Source organism: Bradyrhizobium sp. McL0615 (assembly GCF_049993905.1).
Taxonomy (GTDB): domain Bacteria; phylum Pseudomonadota; class Alphaproteobacteria; order Rhizobiales; family Xanthobacteraceae; genus Bradyrhizobium.
In genome coordinates this window covers 3,235,646-3,253,803 of record NZ_CP188254.1, presented here as the reverse complement: position 1 = coordinate 3,253,803, position 18,158 = coordinate 3,235,646, and the positions used below count along the sequence as shown (strand labels likewise).

At 63.0% G+C, this 18,158-nt stretch carries 14 protein-coding genes; 9 read left to right on the top strand and 5 right to left on the bottom strand.

The window, feature by feature from the left end; genetic code table 11:
• The first annotated feature begins 144 nt into the window (after positions 1–144).
• Entirely contained in the window at positions 145–2,448 is a 2,304-nt protein-coding gene (locus ACPPVP_RS15360) for a PAS domain-containing sensor histidine kinase (RefSeq protein ID WP_426535637.1), read from the top strand.
• Positions 2,449–2,450: 2 nt separating this feature from the next.
• Here the strand turns inward: ACPPVP_RS15360 and ACPPVP_RS15355 are convergent, their stop codons facing one another.
• The 3 genes from ACPPVP_RS15355 to ACPPVP_RS15345 form a co-directional block, all read right to left on the bottom strand.
• On the bottom strand, positions 2,451–3,341 hold the full coding sequence (locus tag ACPPVP_RS15355; protein ID WP_426535635.1) for a LysR family transcriptional regulator: 891 nt from the start codon (positions 3,339–3,341) through the stop codon (positions 2,451–2,453).
• A 286-nt stretch (positions 3,342–3,627) separates the two neighbouring features.
• Positions 3,628–5,418, bottom strand: a complete 1,791-nt coding sequence (locus tag ACPPVP_RS15350) for an adenylate/guanylate cyclase domain-containing protein (RefSeq protein WP_426537858.1) — start codon at positions 5,416–5,418, stop codon at positions 3,628–3,630.
• Between the two features lie 79 nt (positions 5,419–5,497).
• The gene (locus tag ACPPVP_RS15345) at positions 5,498–6,472 is read right to left on the bottom strand and encodes an ABC transporter substrate-binding protein (RefSeq protein ID WP_426535633.1); all 975 of its coding nucleotides are present in this window, start codon (positions 6,470–6,472) and stop codon (positions 5,498–5,500) included.
• Between the two features lie 225 nt (positions 6,473–6,697).
• Here ACPPVP_RS15345 and ACPPVP_RS15340 point away from each other — a divergent pair, with 225 nt between their 5' ends.
• Positions 6,698–7,546: a metal-dependent phosphohydrolase gene (locus tag ACPPVP_RS15340; RefSeq protein WP_426535631.1), complete on the top strand. Its 849-nt coding sequence runs from the start codon at positions 6,698–6,700 to the stop codon at positions 7,544–7,546.
• A 20-nt stretch (positions 7,547–7,566) separates the two neighbouring features.
• On the opposite strand, the gene ACPPVP_RS15335 is transcribed toward ACPPVP_RS15340, so the two are convergent.
• Positions 7,567–9,210, bottom strand: a complete 1,644-nt coding sequence (locus ACPPVP_RS15335) for a winged helix-turn-helix domain-containing tetratricopeptide repeat protein (protein WP_426535629.1) — start codon at positions 9,208–9,210, stop codon at positions 7,567–7,569.
• 176 nt (positions 9,211–9,386) lie between these two features.
• Here ACPPVP_RS15335 and ACPPVP_RS15330 point away from each other — a divergent pair, with 176 nt between their 5' ends.
• The 7 genes from ACPPVP_RS15330 to ACPPVP_RS15300 all read left to right on the top strand — a co-directional run bounded on the left by ACPPVP_RS15330 (position 9,387) and on the right by ACPPVP_RS15300 (position 16,746).
• Entirely contained in the window at positions 9,387–9,710 is a 324-nt protein-coding gene (locus ACPPVP_RS15330; protein WP_426535627.1) for a hypothetical protein, read from the top strand.
• Positions 9,711–9,771: 61 nt separating this feature from the next.
• Positions 9,772–10,554 (top strand): methanethiol S-methyltransferase, encoded by a 783-nt coding sequence (mddA, locus tag ACPPVP_RS15325; protein WP_426535625.1) that lies wholly within the window; start codon positions 9,772–9,774, stop codon positions 10,552–10,554.
• 235 nt (positions 10,555–10,789) lie between these two features.
• Positions 10,790–11,266, top strand: a complete 477-nt coding sequence (locus ACPPVP_RS15320; protein ID WP_426535623.1) for a formate dehydrogenase subunit gamma — start codon at positions 10,790–10,792, stop codon at positions 11,264–11,266.
• Positions 11,263–12,819 (top strand): formate dehydrogenase beta subunit, encoded by a 1,557-nt coding sequence (locus tag ACPPVP_RS15315; protein ID WP_426535621.1) that lies wholly within the window; start codon positions 11,263–11,265, stop codon positions 12,817–12,819. The genes ACPPVP_RS15320 and ACPPVP_RS15315 overlap by 4 nt, the downstream gene beginning before the upstream one ends.
• A gap of 11 nt (positions 12,820–12,830) precedes the next feature.
• Complete coding sequence (gene fdhF, locus ACPPVP_RS15310; RefSeq protein WP_426535619.1) at positions 12,831–15,704, top strand: formate dehydrogenase subunit alpha; 2,874 nt, start codon at positions 12,831–12,833, stop codon at positions 15,702–15,704.
• Positions 15,705–15,707: 3 nt separating this feature from the next.
• Positions 15,708–16,544, top strand: a complete 837-nt coding sequence (gene fdhD, locus ACPPVP_RS15305; RefSeq protein WP_426535617.1) for a formate dehydrogenase accessory sulfurtransferase FdhD — start codon at positions 15,708–15,710, stop codon at positions 16,542–16,544.
• Positions 16,534–16,746, top strand: a complete 213-nt coding sequence (locus ACPPVP_RS15300) for a formate dehydrogenase subunit delta (RefSeq protein WP_426535615.1) — start codon at positions 16,534–16,536, stop codon at positions 16,744–16,746. Before fdhD ends, ACPPVP_RS15300 begins: the two co-directional genes overlap by 11 nt.
• Before the next feature lie 127 nt (positions 16,747–16,873).
• On the opposite strand, the gene ACPPVP_RS15295 is transcribed toward ACPPVP_RS15300, so the two are convergent.
• The gene (locus tag ACPPVP_RS15295) at positions 16,874–18,016 is read right to left on the bottom strand and encodes a DUF3047 domain-containing protein (RefSeq protein ID WP_426535613.1); all 1,143 of its coding nucleotides are present in this window, start codon (positions 18,014–18,016) and stop codon (positions 16,874–16,876) included.
• Between the last annotated feature and the right edge of the window lie 142 nt (positions 18,017–18,158).

Sequence of the window (18,158 nt, the reverse complement as noted above, 5' to 3'; positions counted from 1 at the left end):
CGCGTTGGACAACATTTATTTCGAATTAACGAATCGTTGACTCTCGACAGCCCGGGAAAACTGGATTCAAATCGCTATGATTCGGAATGACGTGGGGTTCCTTCCGGACAATGTGCAAAAGAGCCTTCGGCGGGGGTCTAAAGCATGGCGCGCGCGCATGCGGCGAACGCGTGCGTCCAATCCGACTCGATCAAGGGATTGGCGCAATCGATCGCAAAACCTGCCTATCACCGGCTGCTCACCGCAGAGCCGGCGCTTCGTCGCGCCGTGCCGACGCTCATCATTGCGTTCCTCATCACCATCTGCCTCGGCGCCTTCGTGCAGGTGATCGACCAGAGCCGGCAAAAACGCGCCGCGATGAAGCGCGACCTCTCCGCGCTCACCGACCTGCTGGCCGAACGCCTCGACCGCCTCGGCTCTATCAGGCAGGACCGCGCCGCCAACATCGAGCGGCTGCAGAGCCTGCTGCCCGACCTGATCCCGGCCTGGGGCGTGGCTAGCGGCCGCCACATCATCATCACCGGCGCCGATCACCGGATTCTGGCCCGCGTCCCGGTCGAAGGCGGCCTTGGCGACGGCGATCGCGTCCTCGACATCATCTCCACGGCGCAGCTGCTCACCACCCCCGGCCTGCAGGGCGTCGTCAGCGACATGACGCTTCCGAACGGCAATGGCGCGATGGCGATCTCGCGCCTGGTCAAATCGCTGCCGGGCCAGGTCATCGTCATCCAGGAAAAGAACGAGCCGCTGTGGGGCTCGGACGCCGCCTTGTCGGTGACGCTGTCGGCCACCACGGGCTTCGTCGTGCTGATCCTCGGCTTCGCCTTCCACTGGCAGTCGACCCGCGCGCGCGAGGGCGATCTCATCAACGACGCCGTGCGCGGCCGGATCGACACCGCGCTCAATCGCGGCCGCTGCGGCTTGTGGGACTGGGACCTGGAGCGCGGCAGGATCTTCTGGTCGGCCTCGATGTTCACGATGCTCGGGCTGGACTCCCGCAACGACCTCCTCACCTTCGGCGAAGTCAACGCGCTGGTGAAATCCGACGACATCGACCTGTTTGCGATCGCCGACCAGATGATCGCGGGCCAACTCGACCACATCGACCAGACCTTCCGCATGCAGCATACCGACGGCCACTGGATCTGGCTGCGGGTGCGCTGCGAGCTCAGCCAGGCCCTGGCCGACGGCGGCTTGCACCTGATCGGCATCGCGGTCGACATCACCGAACAGAAGAGCCTCGCCGAGAAGACCGTGGAGGCCGACCTGCGGCTGCGCGACGCGATCGAGACGATCCCGGAAGCCTTCGTGTTGTGGGACGCCGAAGACCGCCTCGTGCTCTGCAATTCGCACTTCCAGCGCCTGCACAAACTCCCGGATACGGCGGTGACCCCCGGCACCTCGTACGAGACCGTGATCGAGGTCGGCAGCATGCCGGAAGTGCGCACCCGCCTGCAGGAAACCGGCACGCATGCGCCGGGCGCCCGTACCTTCGAGGCGCAGCTCGACGACGGCAGTTGGCTGCACATCTCCGAGCGCCGCACCAAGGACGGCGGCTACGTCTCGGTCGGCACCGACATCACCCGCATCAAGGCGCACGAGCAGAAGCTGATCGAAAACGACGCGCGCCTGCGCGCCAACGTGATCGACCTGAAGCGTTCGCAGACCGAGCTTGCCGACCTCGCCGAGAAATACTCGCAGGAAAAGAACCGCGCCGAGGAAGCCAACCAGGCGAAGTCCAAATTCCTCGCCAATATGAGCCACGAACTGCGCACGCCGCTGAACGCCATCATCGGATTCTCCGAGATCATGGGCAGCGGCATGTTCGGCGTGCTCGGCTCCGACAAGTATCAGGAGTACTGCCACGACATCCTGACATCTGGAAAATATCTGCTCGAAGTCATCAACGACATCCTCGACATGTCGAAGATCGAAGCCGGCCGCATGAAGCTCGACATGGAAGAGCTCGACCTGTCGAAGCTGCTGGCGGAGTCGCTGCGCGTGGTCTCGGGGCGCGCCGAGGACAAGCACCTGACGCTGGACGCCGATATCGAAAGCACCATTTCCGTGATGGCCGACCGCCGCGCGGTCAAGCAGATCTTCGTCAACCTGCTGTCCAATGCCGTCAAGTTCACCCCCGACGACGGCAGGATCACCGTACGCAGCCACGTGCTATCAGACTCGATCGTGCTCATGATCGCCGATACCGGTATCGGCATCGCGCCCACCTCGCTGCGGCGGCTGGGCAATCCGTTCGAACAGGTCGAGAGCCAGCTCACCAAGACCTACCAGGGCTCGGGCCTCGGCCTTGCCATCGCGCGGTCGCTGACCAGCCTGCATGGCGGAACGATGCGGCTGCGCTCGAAGCTCGGCACCGGCACCGTGGTGCGCATCACGCTGCCGCGCCACACCCGTTCAGCCGGGGCCAAGAATCAGGTCGCCGCCTGATCCTACTCCAGCGTCGGCGCCACTTCGCGCGCGACCTGCACCAGCGCCGCGATCAGGGGCGTCATCGGATCACGCTGCGGGATCACCAGCCCGACGCTGTAGTCGACGACGGGATCGACGATCGGAATGCTGCGGACGGAATCCGCCAGGCCCAAAGTCTCCGCGAGTTTAGCCGGCATCACGCTCGCCCAGCGCCCGGTCTTCACATGGGTATAGAGGACCACAAGCGAGTTCGAGGTCAGCGTCGGGGTGGCCTCGGCCCCGACCGACGCCAGCGCACGATCGATGATGCGGCGGTTCTGCATGTCCGGCGTCAGGAGGCACAGCGGCACCTGGCCTACTTCCTTCCAGGTGACCTGCTTGCGATCGCCGAACATGGCGTCGGGCGACGTCAGCAGGCGATAGCTCTCGTTGTAGAGCGGAATGGTGCGCACCTTGCCGATCGGTTCGTTCTCGATATAGGTCAGCCCGGCATCAACCTCGAGATTTTCCAGGAGGCCCAGCACGTCGGCCGACGTGCAGGACTGGATGCGAAAGCGCACGTCCGGGTAGCGCGCGCGGAACGGCGTCGTCAGCTGCGCCACCATGCCCAGCACGGTGGGGATCGCAGCGAGCCGGATCTCGCCGGAAAGCTTGTCCTTTAGGCTGTTGATCTCCTGCCGCATCGCGCGGGCGTCGCCGACGATCCGCCGGGCCCAGTCGAGGGTACGTTCGCCCTCCGGCGTAAAGCCCTGGAAGCGCGAGCCGCGCTGCACCAACATGACGCCGAGAATTTCCTCGAGCTGCTTGAGGCTGGTCGACATGGTCGGCTGGGTGACGCCGCAGGCCTCCGCAGCCCGTCCGAAATGCCGCTCCTTTGCGAGCGCCAACAGAAGTTCAAGCTTGTCGATCAAGGAGATGGTCCCGGGAAGTGTGATGGCAAAGGCGGTCGCCCGCTGGCCAGAAATAGCACGGACCGGCGGCCATCAATACGTCAAAAGCGGCGCCCGGCAGGCTCGATTTCAGGGACCATTCGGTTCTCGTATCGCCTCATTTTCCGACCTTATCAGCCCGTCATTGAGGATTTCTTGTAGCCCGGATGAGCGCAGCGATATCCGGGGCCACTCCAACAGCGTCCCGGATATCGACTCCGTCCCGGATATCGCTGCGCTCATCCGGGCTACAGCACTTTTTTCGTCATCAGCCGGCATCTGTCGGAGAAAGCTCCGCCGCTAGTCTGCCAAATCCTGCTTCAACGGGGCGACCGTCAGCAGGCTGCAGCTGACTGCCCAGATGCTGTAGCGGCCCGACGCCGCGAACCACTGCAAAAACCTCCAGCGCACGATCATAGCCCTTGATGACCCGCTCTCCAGCGGGTGCAAGGGCGACGCTATCCTTGACATGCCCGGTGACGACCGGATCCACCAGTATCTGCGCGTCCGCCGCCAGGTCGCAAAGCCGCGATGCCAGATTGACGACGTTTCCGATGGCCGTGTAGTCGAGCCGTCCGTGCCAGCCGAGCGTTCCGACGGTCGCAGGTCCCATCGCGATACCCACGCCGAAACCAATGGCACAGCCACGGGCCTTCCAGTAGTTGGCAAGGGATTGCACCGCAGCCTGCATGTCGATCGCCAGCCGGATACCGCGCTGCGCCGGATTTTCGCACGCGACCGGCGCGTTGACGAGGACCATCACGCCGTCGCCGGCGAAGCGGATCAAAGTGGCCGCGTGGCGCGCCGTCACGGCGCCGATCGCTTCATAATACTCCCGCAGCACGGCGATAACGACATCAGGCTCGGCGCGCGCGGAAAACGCGGTGAAGCCGCGCAGATCACCAAAAATCGCGACCACCTCGCGCCGCTGTCCGTCCAGCAGCCCCCGATCGGAGTTTTCGACAAGTTCAGCCACCTGAGGCGCAAGGAATTGCTTCAGACGGCTGATACGCTCGGACTTCTGCTGCGAAACCCCGAGCTCTTCCGCCATCTGGTTGAATCGGACAGCCAATTGCTCCAGCTCGTCGCGGCTGTGAATCGCGATGCGATGGTCGAATTGTCCCATCCCGATCCGCTCAACACCGTCCTCCAGTTGCCGGATCGGTCCCAACATACGGCACGCCCGCCAATAGGCGAGGCCAGCTGCGAAAACAATTCCGAGGCCGATCAGTATCAGAGAACGCCACAGCGCGGCGCGGATCGATTCGAACGCCTCCAGGACGGGCTGTTGGACGATCACTGTCCAACCGACGTTGGGAGCACGCACCGACAGCGCAACGACGGGCTTGCCGTCCTCGCCGGTTGTTGCAACCGCCGATCCATTCGCCTCGCTGACGACGGCCTTGAGGCGGTCGAAATCCCCGGCGCCTGCACCGCTGCGCAGCACAAGGCTGATGTCCGGATGGGCGATCAGGCGCCCGGAATCGTCCACGACAAGGGCGTGCCCGGTGTCGCCGATCTTGATCGCCGCAATGATATCCCAGATCAGTTTGAGGTTGATGTCGGCAACGACGATCCCGGCGGCGGCGCGGTTTCCCGCAACCGCGATCCGCATGTAAGGCTCGGAATCGCGCTGATAGTGCACCGGGCCATACCAGACCCGGTTGGCGCGCGCGCCGACAACCGCGGGATCCGCCGACATATCCGCGCCGCGGCCGGTTCTGTTCATGCTCACACGCGAGACGAAAACCCGTTCGGTGCCCGTCGGGTCGACCATCGAGAGCGAAACGATCGCCGGCACCTGCTGCAACAACCGCAGCCCGTCGATCCTGCGCCGGTCATCCTCACCCTGGGTCCAGGGAAACTGCACGACCCAACCGAGCTGATCGCGAATTCCATCAGTGAAGGCCTGTATCCGGGCGGCTGCGGAGCGGGCCTCGACCTGAAGGAGTTCATTGAGATCAAAGCGATTGTCGCGAAACGCAAACCAGGCTTCGGTCGCGGAACCAAGCATGAGCGGCATCACCACTGCGACAAACAGGGTGACGAAGTACTTCATGAACAGTGAACGGCGCGGACGGGTCACTGAAGGAAAATCCGATGGAAAGACTTTTGCAGCGATATGAGATGCGGCGGGCTCATTCGATCACCCGATTGGCGCGGAAAAGAACCGAAGATTTATCGAGGTCGATACCGATCCGTTCAGCCGTCCTGAGATTCACGACCAGCTCGAATTTGGTGGGCTGAAAAACCGGAAGGGTGGCGGGCTTTTCGCCGCGCAAGATCCGGTCGGCATAGGTCGCCAGCCAGAAATAGGTCGCCCGCTGGTTCGCGCCGTAGCTCAAGAGTCCGCCGGCGTCGCAATATTCGCCCCAGCCGAACATCGACGGCAGCCGATGCGCGATAGCGAAGTCGGCAATTTTGGCTCGGTGCACCATCGTGAGGACGTCCGGGAAGACCAGCAACGCGTCCGCTCGCGCGTCGCCCGCCGCCGCGAGTCCCTTGTCCAGTTCGTTTTTGCCGGCAAACGGAACGTAGACGGTCTCGATGCCCAGCGCCTTGGCGGCTTCGCTGGTCGCGCGCCACTCCGATTGTTCTCCCGGATGAAGGCTGTTTGAAAACACCGCAAGCCTGCGCACCGACGGCACGGCTTCCTTCAAGAGCTCAACCCGCTTGCCCGCCAGTTCAAGCGAAAGGAAGGTCGACCCCGTGAAATTGCCGCCCGGCTCGCCGAGGCTCTTGACGATGCCCAACTCTACCGGGTCGCCACTCAACGCAAACAGGACCGGAACGTCCGTTACCGCCGTCATAGCGCGCGTCGCCGGGCCGCTCGACACCGCGAGGTCGATGTTCCCTCGCCTCAGTTCGGATACGACCTCGCGAAGCGCCTGCGGATTGCCGGGCGCATAGTGCAGCTCAAAGGCGAGGTTCTTTCCCTCGACATAGCCCCGCGCCCGCAATCCCTCCCGAAAGCCTGCCAGGAACGGGTCGGGCTGGGAATCGGTGGATACCCAAAAAATTCGATAAACTCTTGTCGAATCCTCAGCGCGTGCGACCGCCGCCGGCCACATCATCGCCGCACCCAGAAACGATATGAAATCTCGTCGGTCCATGCCGGCCAATATGGGCCGGACCGGCCCGTCGCGCTTAAAGCCCGTATGCAGATAGTATAAAGATAATCTTGATTTTGGCTTGGTGGCGGTACCCGGCCGCGGCGTCGCGCCAGGATACGTCACGGCAACTGACCAACCGTCAAATCCGCCTTGCGTCCCAACGACGTGCTATCGTGCAACGCCGATACATTGATACCGGTGGCGTCGCACAAGTTGGGAGGTCTCATGATCACAATCCCGGAACTGGTCGCGCAAGCCTTGGGGACGTTTCTGGCTTCGGATACCAGGAGCAGGTTTGGCTCCTCCCATGCCCGGCTGGCTGAATATCTCCCCTATGCAGCCAGGCTTACACTGGAGTGCATCGGCAACAGCGACGCCCTGTATCACAACATCGAACACACCCTGCTCGTGACCCTCGCCGGCCACGATATCCTCATGGGCCGGACGATGCTGCGGACAACGACACCGGCCGACTACACCAATTTCATCCTGGCGTGCCTGACCCATGACATCGGTTACGTTCGCGGGATTGTCCAAGGAGATGACGGGGACTCTTATGTCGCGGATCTCGGCGGCCATACCATTCGCCTGCCACGCGGTTCGTCCGATGCCTCACTGGCGCCCTACCATGTGGACCGTTCGAAACTGTTTGTCTTCGAGCGGTTCGACTCTTTTGAAGAAGTCGATGCGAGCCGGATCGCCAGGGCAATCGAATATACGCGATTTCCCTATGTTGCTTCATCGTCAAACGACGAACTGAACGAAGAAGAGGGCCTGTTGCTGCGCGCCGCCGACCTCATCGGGCAACTCGGCGACCCCAACTACCTGAAAAAATCGAATGCCCTGTTCTATGAATTCGAGGAAAACGGCCTGAACAAAACGCTCGGCTACGAGACGCCGGCAGATGTCGTTTACAAATATCCGCAGTTCTATTGGAACAACGTCGCCCCGCAAATTCAGATGGCGATACGCTATCTCAATGTCACGTCGAGCGGACGGCAATGGATCGCAAACCTGCACAGCAATGTTTTCCGGGCCGAGCGTGAAATGAACCTGTCCGGCCCGCAGCCGTGATGCCGCGGTGGTGGATTGAGCTAGGCCTTTGCAATACCGGCTACACGCAATCCATCGACGAACCGATCGATGAAGCCCACATCATTGCAGAAGAAGAACTCCTGCCGCGCCGTTTCAATGTTGTAGTTCGGCTTGCGTTGCAGCAGTTCCGCGGCCGCCGTTTGCGCCTGCGCCCGATCCCCGAGAAGCCCGAGCGACGCCGCGAGTGTCGCAAAAGTCTGGTAGGTAGCATTGGACTGCCGCGTCGCCCTTCTCGCGAATTCGACCGCGATGTCATACTCGCCAAGCGAGAAGTGCGCCCAGGAGCGGACATGGTGGAACGCCGCAATATGGCTGTCGCGCGGGCTCAGCATCGTCGCCCGATCGAGCAGCGTTTCTGCTTCAAGCTCTCGCCCGTGCCAGAGCAAATTGAAACCTTGGGCGAAATGGGCCTGCGCAAAGCTTGGATTGAGCTCCAGTGAAACGTCGAGCGTTGCCAGCGCCTCGTCGTTCTGATGGGTCAGGCACAAGGCGCGTCCGAGGGCGCAGTGGCAAAAACAATCGAGTTCGTCGAGCGCCACCGCATGGCGCCCCTGACGCAACGCGGTTTCCAGTCGGCTTGCGCGATCCTTCGGTTCGTCAATGAACGCGCGTTGTAGGTTGACGTAGCTGAGCGCGCCGTGGCCGCGCGCGAAATTCGGATCGGCGGCAATCGCGCGCTGAAAATAGCTTTCGGCCGAGTCAAATCCCGGCGTGGTGAAGCGCCAAAGATTCCATAGACCGCGCTGATAACAATCCCAGGCGTCCAGGCTTTCCGGCGCCTTGCGGGCGGCAAGCTGCTGCTCGACCTTCGACAGCTCGGGTTCGATGGTTGCGGCGATCTGCCGTGCCATCTCTTCCTGGATATCGAAGATATACTCCAGCTGCAGGTCGTATTTGTCGGCCCATAATTGCTTTCCATCCGCCGCGCGGACCAGTTCCGCCGTTATCCGCACGGCATCGCGGTTCTTGCGAACGCTGCCGACCATCACATACCTGACGCCCAGCAACTCGCCGATTTCGCGGGCATCCACCACACGTCCCTGGAACGCAATCGTCGAGTGTCGCGAGATGACGGAAAGCCACCGGTTACGGGCGAGAAGGCGAATAATGTCCTCGGTCAGCCCATAACTGAAGTAGTCGTTCTCTGGGTCATCAGACATGTTTCCAAACGGCATCACGGCGATGGACGATCGCGTGACGGCCTCTGCCTTCACGGATTCCGAGACGACATCATCGAGGCGGGACACTTCGGCAGAAACCGAGACGCGGCCTGGAGCGCTGCCCCGGGCCTCGGGAACAAGCCGCGCCGCCCCCGCATCCGTGATCGGCGCATCGATGGCCTGAACTTCGCCGACGAAGCGGAAGCCGCGCTTGTGCAACGTCCGAATCAGGGCCTGGTCGTTTCCGTTGTCGCCAAGCGCGCGCCGGGCGCCATTGATGCGGCTGGAGAGCGCGGCCTCGGAGATGATCCGGCCATTCCAGATCGTCTCGATCAGCTCGTCCTTGCTGACAATCCGATCGTGGTTACGCACGAGATGAACGATGAGATCGAATACCTGAGGCTCAATGTGAACCGCTTCCCCAAGCCGACGCAGCTCCTGCTGGCTGAGGTCGATCTCGAACTCGGAAAATTGGTATTTCAATACCACTTTCGCTAATCCGGCATGAGGCTCCGCCCCCGTCGGGCGGTTCGCACAACAAACTAAGCAAAAACAGCCAGTTCCGGAGGAAAAAGAAAGCTCTTCTCAAGAAATCCGCCAAGCGGGAACAGGCCACTCAATCTACAGACCGGTCAATCACGGCTCAATCGGAGATGACTATGATCGGCTTGTTGCTCAATCCCACTAAGCCGGATTTTTCGCCAGAAGGCTTGTTGCCGCACGAGAGCGCCATGCAAGCCCGCGCGAGGATCCGTACCAGCCCCGTCGCCAACCCACCCGTCCAGCCCACGCGCCTGAAGCGCCTTCTCAACGGCTGGATGGCCGCCGCCATCGCCTACCGCGAACGGCAAGCCGCCTGGCTCGCGTTACACCACGCTGGCAATCGCGGCCTGAACAACAAGCGCATCTACCGCGGCCCGATCGATGACGCCCTCGAAAGAGCCGCGCGGCTGCGCAAGCGGAGACGCCTCAGACAGTCCTGAACAAGGCCATTGCCCCAAGACGATTTTTTTACGTCAACATTTCAAACCCAGGAGATTTTAGATGTCGATTACGATGCAAACCGGACCGAGTGCGGCGCCTCGCGCCATCGCCTCTCTTGCCACGCGGCTGCTCACTCTCTGCTATGGCGGCCTCGCCTATCTGATTTTCTTCGGCACATTCCTTTACGCGGTCGGCTTCGTCTCGGGATATGTCGTACCCAAGACCGTCGATACCGGCTCGACGTCCTCGCCGCAGACCGCCCTGCTGGTCAATTTGGTGCTGATGTCGATCTTCGCCGTGCAGCACAGCGGGATGGCGCGGCAGGGCTTCAAAAAGCTGTTCGCGCGCTTCGCCTCGCCTGCGATCGAACGCTCGACCTATGTGCTGCTGGCGAGTCTCTCGCTGATACTGCTGTACTGGCAGTGGCAGCCGATGCCGGCGACCGTCTGGAACATCGAAGCCCCTGTTCTCGCCGGCGTCGTGACCGCGGGCGGCTTCCTGGGCTGGCTCATCGTGCTCTACAGCACCTTCCTGATCAGCCATTTCGAGCTGTTCGGATTGACCCAGGTGGTGACGCATTTTGCCGGGCGTGTGACTGAGCCCATGAAGTTCAAGACGCCGGGCCTGTATCGCCTGATCCGGCATCCGATCTATCTCGGCTTCATCATTGCCTTCTGGTGTACGCCTATGATGACACTCGGCCATCTGCTGTTCGCGGCGGTGACGACGGCCTACATTTTCGTCGGCATCTACCTCGAAGAGCGCGATCTGGTGGCGATGTTCGGCAGTGAATATCGGCGCTATCGTGAAAAGGTGGCGATGCTGGTGCCGGGCATTTTCTGAAAACAATGATCGAACATACGACGCGCTCGCCAGGACAGGCCTGACGGGCGCGTTCCGCTGCGAAACGTTGCGATAACCAGGCGTTAACCAGCCAATCCGCGCGGCATCGACCCATAGGCTTTGCCTATGTCCTTGTCTTGATTGCGTTTTGAAATCGCAACATGAGACAGCTTTATTGATATCGGCAGCGATTCCACGTTTTGATAGGAGGCTACAACCTCTGATCGGAATGCGGATGATGTCGACCTACGAACCCTGGAATGAAGCGCGCGGCGCCGAGATCATCGCTGAACACGACAAGCTGGAAGGCGCGACGCTGGTAATCCTGCACGCGATGCAGGAAGCGTTCGGTTACGTGCCGGAGCCCGCCATTCCGATGATCGCATCCGCGCTCAGCCTGTCGCGGGCCGAAGTCCACGGCGTGTTCACGTTCTACCATGATTTCCGCCACGAACCCGCCGGGCGCCACGTGCTGAAACTGTGCCGCGCCGAGGCGTGCCAGGCCGCGGGCGGCGATGCGCTCACCGCGCGCGTGGAAGCGAGGCTCGGTATCGCGATCGGAAACACTACTGCCGATTCACGCGTCACGCTGGAGCCGATCTATTGCCTCGGGCTGTGCGCCACCGCGCCGTCGGCGATGCTCGATGGCCGCGTCGTCGGGCGGTTGGACGAGGCGCGCCTCGATGCGTTGGTAGCGGAGGCGCAGCGATGAAAATGCGGATTTTCGTTCCCCGCGATGCCGGGGCGATTGCTGTCGGCGCCGATGACGTCGTTGCCGCGCTCGAGCAGGCCGCGGAGAAGCGCGGACTCCCGATCGAGATCGTCAGGAACGGATCGCGCGGGCTTTATTGGCTGGAGCCGATGGTCGAGGTGGCGACGGTGAGAGGCCGCGTCGCCTACGGCCCGGTAAGCCCGGCGGACATCCCCTCCCTGTTCGATGCGATGGCGAGCAATGACCCGCACGCGCTGTGGCTTGGTCTCGCGGACGAAATCCCCTGGCTGAAGCGGCAGACTCGTCTGACGTTTGCGCGTTGCGGCATAATCGATCCGCGCTCCGTCAAGGACTATCGCGCGCATGACGGCTACAAGGGGCTGGAGCGCGCGCTGACGCTGACATCGGACGAGATCCTCGCCGATGTCACGGCGTCCGGACTGCGCGGGCGCGGCGGCGCGGGCTTCCCGACCGGCATCAAGTGGAAGACCGTGGCGCAAGCCAGCGCCGACCGCAAATACATCGTCTGCAACGCCGACGAAGGCGACAGCGGCACATTTGCCGACCGGATGATCATGGAGGGCGATCCCTTCGTCGTGATCGAAGGCATGACGATCGCCGGCATCGCTGTCGGCGCCACCAAGGGTTACATCTACATCCGCTCGGAATATCCACACGCGGTGGCGGCGATGAACGCCGCGATCGCGGCCGCCCGGCGCACCGGCTATCTGGGCGAGCGCATCGTCGGCTCCAACCACACTTTCGATCTCGAAGTCCGGGTCGGCGCTGGCGCCTATGTCTGCGGCGAGGAAACCTCGCTGCTGGAGAGCCTCGAAGGCCGCCGCGGCATCGTCCGCGCTAAGCCGCCGCTGCCCGCGCACAAGGGCCTGTTCGGCCGGCCGACCGTGATCAACAACGTGCTGTCGTTCGCGGCGATCCCCTTCATCCTCGCCGGCGGCGCCAAGGCCTATGCGGACTTTGGCATGGGCCGCTCGCGCGGCACCATGCCGATCCAACTCGCCGGCAACATCAAGCATGGCGGCCTGTTCGAAACCGCGTTCGGCGTCACGCTCGGCGAACTGATTGACGATATCGGCGGAGGCACCGCGAGTGGCCGCCCAGTGCGCGCCGTGCAGGTCGGTGGACCGCTCGGCGCGTATTTCCCCCGCACCCTGTTCGATACGCCGTTCGACTACGAAGCCTTTGCGGCGCGCGATGGGCTGATCGGCCATGGCGGCATCGTCGTGTTCGACGACAGCGTCGACATGGCCAAGCAGGCGCGCTTTGCGATGGAGTTCTGCGCCGTCGAGTCCTGCGGCAAGTGCACGCCATGCCGGATCGGCTCGACGCGCGGCGTCGAGACCATCGACAAGATCATTCGCGGCGAACGCACCTCCGAGAACCTCGCCGTGGTCGAAGACCTCTGCAACACCATGAAATTCGGCTCGCTGTGCGCGCTCGGCGGCTTCACGCCCTACCCTGTCATGAGCGCACTGAAACACTTCCGGGAAGATTTTGGCCCGGCACCGGCCACCCTGCAGGCCGCGGAATAAAGGACCACGCCATGTCACTCATTCAAGAAACCGACTTCGGCACGCCCCGCTCGAAATCCGAAGCGATGGTGACGCTCACCATCGACGGCAACAGTATCACAGTGCCCGAGGGCACCTCGATCATGCGCGCAGCCATGGAAGCCGGCACGCAGATTCCAAAGCTTTGCGCGACCGACATGGTTGACGCCTTCGGCTCCTGCCGCCTCTGCCTGATCGAGATCGAGGGCCGCGCCGGAACTCCAGCTTCCTGCACCACGCCCGCGATGAACGGCCTTGTCGTCCATACCCAGACCGAGCGCCTGAAGAAGCTGCGCAAGGGTGTGATGGAGCTGTACATCTCCGACCATCCGCTGGACTGCCTGACCTGCGCCGCCAACGGCGACTGCGAATTGCAGGACATGGCGGGTGCGGTCGGCTTGCGCGACGTGCGCTACGGCTATGAGGGCGAGAATCACGTTTTCGCCAAGTCGGATGGCTGCAGCAACGACAACTGGATGCCGAAGGACGAGTCCAACCCCTACTTCACCTACGACCCCTCGAAATGCATCGTCTGCTCGCGCTGCGTCCGCGCCTGCGAGGAAGTTCAGGGCACCTTCGCGCTGACGATCTCGGGCCGCGGCTTCGACAGCCGCGTCTCGCCCGGCATGAGCGAAAGTTTCCTCGGCTCCGAATGCGTGTCCTGCGGCGCCTGCGTGCAGGCCTGCCCGACGGCTACGCTGACCGAAAAATCTGTCATCGAAATCGGCCAGCCCGAGCATTCCCTCGTCACCACCTGCGCCTATTGCGGCGTCGGCTGCACCTTCAAGGCGGAGATGCGCGGCGAGGAAGTGGTGCGCATGGTTCCCTACAAGGACGGCAAGGCCAATCGCGGCCATTCCTGCGTCAAGGGCCGCTTCGCCTGGGGCTACACCACCCACAAGGAACGCATCCTCAAGCCGATGATCCGCGAGAATATCGCCGATCCCTGGCGCGAGGTGTCGTGGGACGAAGCGTTCAACTTCGCTGCAGCGAAATTCAAGGGCATTCAGCAAAAGTATGGCCGCGACGCCGTCGGCGGCATCACCTCCTCCCGCTGCACCAATGAGGAGACCTATCTGGTGCAGAAACTGATCCGCGGCGGTTTCGGCAACAACAATGTCGACACCTGCGCCCGCGTCTGCCATTCGCCGACCGGCTACGGCCTGTCGCAGACTTTTGGAACATCGGCCGGCACGCAGGATTTCGACTCGGTCGAACACACCGACGTCGTCATGGTGATCGGCGCCAATCCGGCCTCCGCCCACCCCGTGTTCGCCTCGCGGCTGAAGAAGCGACTGCGCCAGGGCGCCAGGCTGATCGTGCTCGATCCGCGCCGCACCGAAATGGTGGAAGGCCCGCACATGAAGGCGCTGCATCTGCCGCTGATGCCCGGCACCAACGTCGCCGTGCTCACCGCTCTGGCGCATGTGATTGTCACAGAGGGCCTCGTCGACGAAGCCTTCGTGCGCGAGCGCTGCGACTGGAGCGAGTTTGAGGAATGGGCCGCCTTCGTGGCGCTGCCGAAAAACAGCCCGGAAGCTACCGCGATCATGACCGGCGTCGATCCAAAGGATCTGCGCGAAGCGGCGCGGCAGTTCGCTACCGGCGGCAATGGCGCGATCTATTACGGGCTCGGCGTCACCGAGCACAGCCAGGGTTCGACGACCGTGATCGCAATCGCCAACCTCGCGATGGCGACCGGCAATATCGGCCGTCCCGGCGTCGGCGTAAACCCGCTGCGCGGCCAGAACAACGTTCAGGGTTCCTGCGACATGGGTTCGTTCCCGCACGAACTGCCCGGCTATCGCCATATCTCCGGCGACGCCGTGCGCGACCAGTTCGAGGCGATGTGGAACGTCAAGCTCAACCCCGAGCCGGGCCTGCGCATTCCCAACATGTTCGACGCCGCGATCGAAGGCACCTTCATGGGCCTCTACGTGCAGGGCGAGGACATCCTGCAGTCCGACCCTAACACCAAGCATGTGGTGGCGGCGCTGTCGTCGATGGAATGCGTCATCGTGCATGACCTCTTCCTCAACGAGACGGCAAACTATGCGCATGTCTTCCTGCCGGGATCGACCTTCCTGGAGAAGGACGGCACCTTCACCAACGCCGAGCGCCGCATCCAGCGCGTCCGCAAGGTGATAACGCCGCGCAACGGCCTCGCCGACTGGGAAGTGACCATCGGCCTCGCCAAAGCGATGGGCTTTGAGATGAGCTACAACCACCCCTCCGAGATCATGGACGAGATCGCGGCGCTGACGCCGACCTTTGCCGGCGTCTCCTACGCCAAGCTCGAAGAGCTCGGCTCGGTGCAGTGGCCCTGCAACGAGAAGGCGCCGGAGGGCACGCCCGTCATGCATATCGGCGGTTTTGTGCGCGGCAAGGGCAAGTTTGTCGTCACCGAATATATCCCGACCGACGAACGCACGGGGCCACGGTTCCCGCTGCTGCTGACGACGGGCCGCATTCTCAGCCAGTACAATGTCGGCGCACAGACCCGCCGCACCGAAAACGTGGTCTGGCATGCCGAGGACCTGCTCGAAATACACCCCCACGACGCCGAGCAGCGCGGCATCCGCGACGGCGATTGGGTGCGGCTGAAGAGCCGCGCCGGTGAAACCACCCTGCGTGCTGACATCACCGACCGCGTGGCGCCGGGCGTGGTCTACACCACCTTCCACCACCCGGACACGCAGGCCAATGTGATCACGACGGAGTATTCGGACTGGGCTACCAACTGTCCGGAATACAAAGTCACGGCCGTGCAGATTTCACCGTCCAATGGTCCAAGCGACTGGCAGAAGGCCTATGACGAGCAGGCCCGCCACTCTCGCCGTATCGCGCCGGCGGAAGCCGCGGAGTAAGGCATGCCGCGCCCGGTCTATTCAGCGAAGCGGCAGGTCTGGCGCGACGGCGGCGTCAGCACTGGCACGCGCCAGATTCCGGAAGAGACCGCCCTGGCGTTGACCTACAATGGGGGCACCTACGCCGTGATGATGGGCACGCCACATGATCTGGCGGACTTCGCCGTCGGCTTCAGCCTCAGCGAAGGGATCGTGCAATCGCCGGACGAGATCGAGACATTCGACATCGTCGAAGTCGACGACGGTATCGAACTGCGGATGTGGCTGACCCCTTCCAGCGCCGAACTTGTCAACGAGCGGCGGCGGCATATCGCGGGCCCGACCGGATGCGGCATCTGCGGCGTCGAGTCGATTGCGGAGGCGATCCGCCCCGCCGCGATCGTTCCGAAGGGACGCACGTTCGCGCCGGCTGACATCATGGAAGCGATGGCCGGCATTGTTCCGCTGCAGGCGATCAACATCGTGACGCGCGCGGTGCATGCCGCGGCGTTCTGGACGCCGGCGCGCGGCATCGTATGCCTGCGCGAGGATGTCGGCCGCCACAACGCATTGGACAAGCTCGCCGGCGCGCTGGCGCTCGCCGAAATACCCGCGGCCGACGGCATCGTGCTGCTGACCAGCCGCGTTTCGGTGGAAATGGTGCAAAAGACCGCGGCGATGGGCACGCCTGTCATGGTCGCGGTATCGGCGCCGACCGCACTGGCCGTGCGCACGGCAGATGCCGCCGGCATAACACTGGCCGCCATTGCACGATCCGACGGCTTCGAAGTTTTCACACATCCGGAACGGGTTGCGGCCTTACGGACTACTGGCGTTGCGGAGGCTACCCATGTCGCCTGATCGGCTGATCTACATGGCCAATCAAATCGGAAAATTCTTTCAGAGCCAGGGCCACGACAAGGCGGTGCCCGGCATTGCCGACCACATCAAGAAGTTCTGGGATCCGCGGATGCGCAAGGCGATCTTCGCGCATCTGGACGCCGGCGGCATCGGGCTGGACCCCAATGTGCGCGACGCGCTCGAGACGCTGAAGCAAGCCTAAACAGGTCCCGCAGGATGGGTAGTCCAGTAGGATGGGTAGAGCGAAGCGAAACCCATCATCCCTCCGGGGACTGAGTTGATGGGTTTCGCTTCGCTCTCCCCATCCTACGAGCACTCCCCGCGTTGTCTCAAAGCTTCAGGGTTCCGGCGCCCGGTTGGGATATCTGCATGTCGGCGAAGCGGCACGAGCCGCTGCGGCGCTGGAAGAGAGAGACGCCGAGCAGCCAGATGTTGACGACGGTTTTGCCAGCGCCGCCGATGTGCTCCTTGTAGTCCGCGTAGATGTCACGCTCGTCGCTGACCCACTTGCCGAGGTCGGCGAAACCGCTGCGGACCGCCATGTGCGACTCGAGCGGCGTCCAGCGCGGGATCGGGCAGCGGAACGCGGTGCCGACCGGAAGGCTCGAACTCCAGAAGTAGGTGAGGTCCTGGCCGTCGTCGAACTCCGCGGCAATGGAGAGGTAGTCGTGCGAGGTGAGCTGGTTTTCCGGCAGCCGCGACGGCAGCTCCTCGACGATCCAGCGCCAGCTCAGCTTGGTCTGCGGCTTCAGTTCGATGCCGACGGGGCGCTGCAGAATGCCGGCGTTCTTCAGCGGCTCGACGGAAATCGCGCCGTTGCCGATATCATTGAAGATGACCGGACCGCCGCCCAGCATGAAGAAGTTGTGCCAGCCCGCAGGCAGCTTGCGGAGCGACTGGAGCCGCGCCAGCTCCGCAGCAACGATGCCGTCGACGTCGCCGTGGCTGAGCAGGCTTGTCAGACCGGCGAGCGCACTGCCGCGCCAGACCAGCGCCACGCCGTAGATGCGCGCGTCCGCCTTGGCGTATTCGTCCTTCGGCACCGCCAGTTCGCCGTCCGCATCGCTGAACTCGACGAGCGATCGCGCCATCTCGAGGGGACCCTCGGCGGCGGCCGTCATCGTGCCGGTGTTGCTCATTGGATTGAACATGGGGCGGGCGCCCCGGGTGCGTACGTGAAACGCAACGCCGGGCTCGACCCACAGATCCTGTTCGCGGGCGAGCCACACGCGGCCGCCGAGCAGGAACGTCACTTCCTGCCCCTTGGCGAGGCTGATCCCGAGGTCCTTCCATGGCAACTCGCTGCCGGAAAGATCGAAGACCCGAGCCTCGCGAAGCTCGGGGGATTTGGCCCTGGCGATGAGCGCCGTCACGCCGTCGATGAGCTCCGCGCGGTCGAGAAAGCTGATCGCCGCCATGGCCCTGCGATCGAGGACGAATGTGGCGAGCGGCGCTGTCAGGCCCAGTGCCATGAGCCTCTTTAACATGTAACGTCGATTGAGCCCGTCTGCATCGTGAGAGCAGCCGGCATGGCGAGGCAATGTGCACATATGTTCCTCCCTGGCTATTCTTTCGTGCGGTTGTGTATTTAGAATTATGCACGCACAGCAATAA

Bases quoted from the DNA above. Each gene is read 5' to 3' on its own strand.
- ACPPVP_RS15360 (WP_426535637.1), top strand. From the start codon at position 145: ATGGCGCGCGCGCATGCGGCGAACGCGTGCGTCCAATCCGACTCGATC.
- ACPPVP_RS15350 (WP_426537858.1), bottom strand. From the start codon at position 5,418: ATGAAGTACTTCGTCACCCTGTTTGTCGCAGTGGTGATGCCGCTCATG.
- ACPPVP_RS15345 (WP_426535633.1), bottom strand. From the start codon at position 6,472: ATGGACCGACGAGATTTCATATCGTTTCTGGGTGCGGCGATGATGTGG.
- ACPPVP_RS15340 (WP_426535631.1), top strand. From the start codon at position 6,698: ATGATCACAATCCCGGAACTGGTCGCGCAAGCCTTGGGGACGTTTCTG.
- ACPPVP_RS15330 (WP_426535627.1), top strand. From the start codon at position 9,387: ATGATCGGCTTGTTGCTCAATCCCACTAAGCCGGATTTTTCGCCAGAA.
- mddA (WP_426535625.1), top strand. From the start codon at position 9,772: ATGTCGATTACGATGCAAACCGGACCGAGTGCGGCGCCTCGCGCCATC.
- ACPPVP_RS15320 (WP_426535623.1), top strand. From the start codon at position 10,790: ATGATGTCGACCTACGAACCCTGGAATGAAGCGCGCGGCGCCGAGATC.
- ACPPVP_RS15315 (WP_426535621.1), top strand. From the start codon at position 11,263: ATGAAAATGCGGATTTTCGTTCCCCGCGATGCCGGGGCGATTGCTGTC.
- fdhF (WP_426535619.1), top strand. From the start codon at position 12,831: ATGTCACTCATTCAAGAAACCGACTTCGGCACGCCCCGCTCGAAATCC.
- fdhD (WP_426535617.1), top strand. From the start codon at position 15,708: ATGCCGCGCCCGGTCTATTCAGCGAAGCGGCAGGTCTGGCGCGACGGC.
- ACPPVP_RS15300 (WP_426535615.1), top strand. From the start codon at position 16,534: ATGTCGCCTGATCGGCTGATCTACATGGCCAATCAAATCGGAAAATTC.
- ACPPVP_RS15295 (WP_426535613.1), bottom strand. From the start codon at position 18,016: ATGGCACTGGGCCTGACAGCGCCGCTCGCCACATTCGTCCTCGATCGC.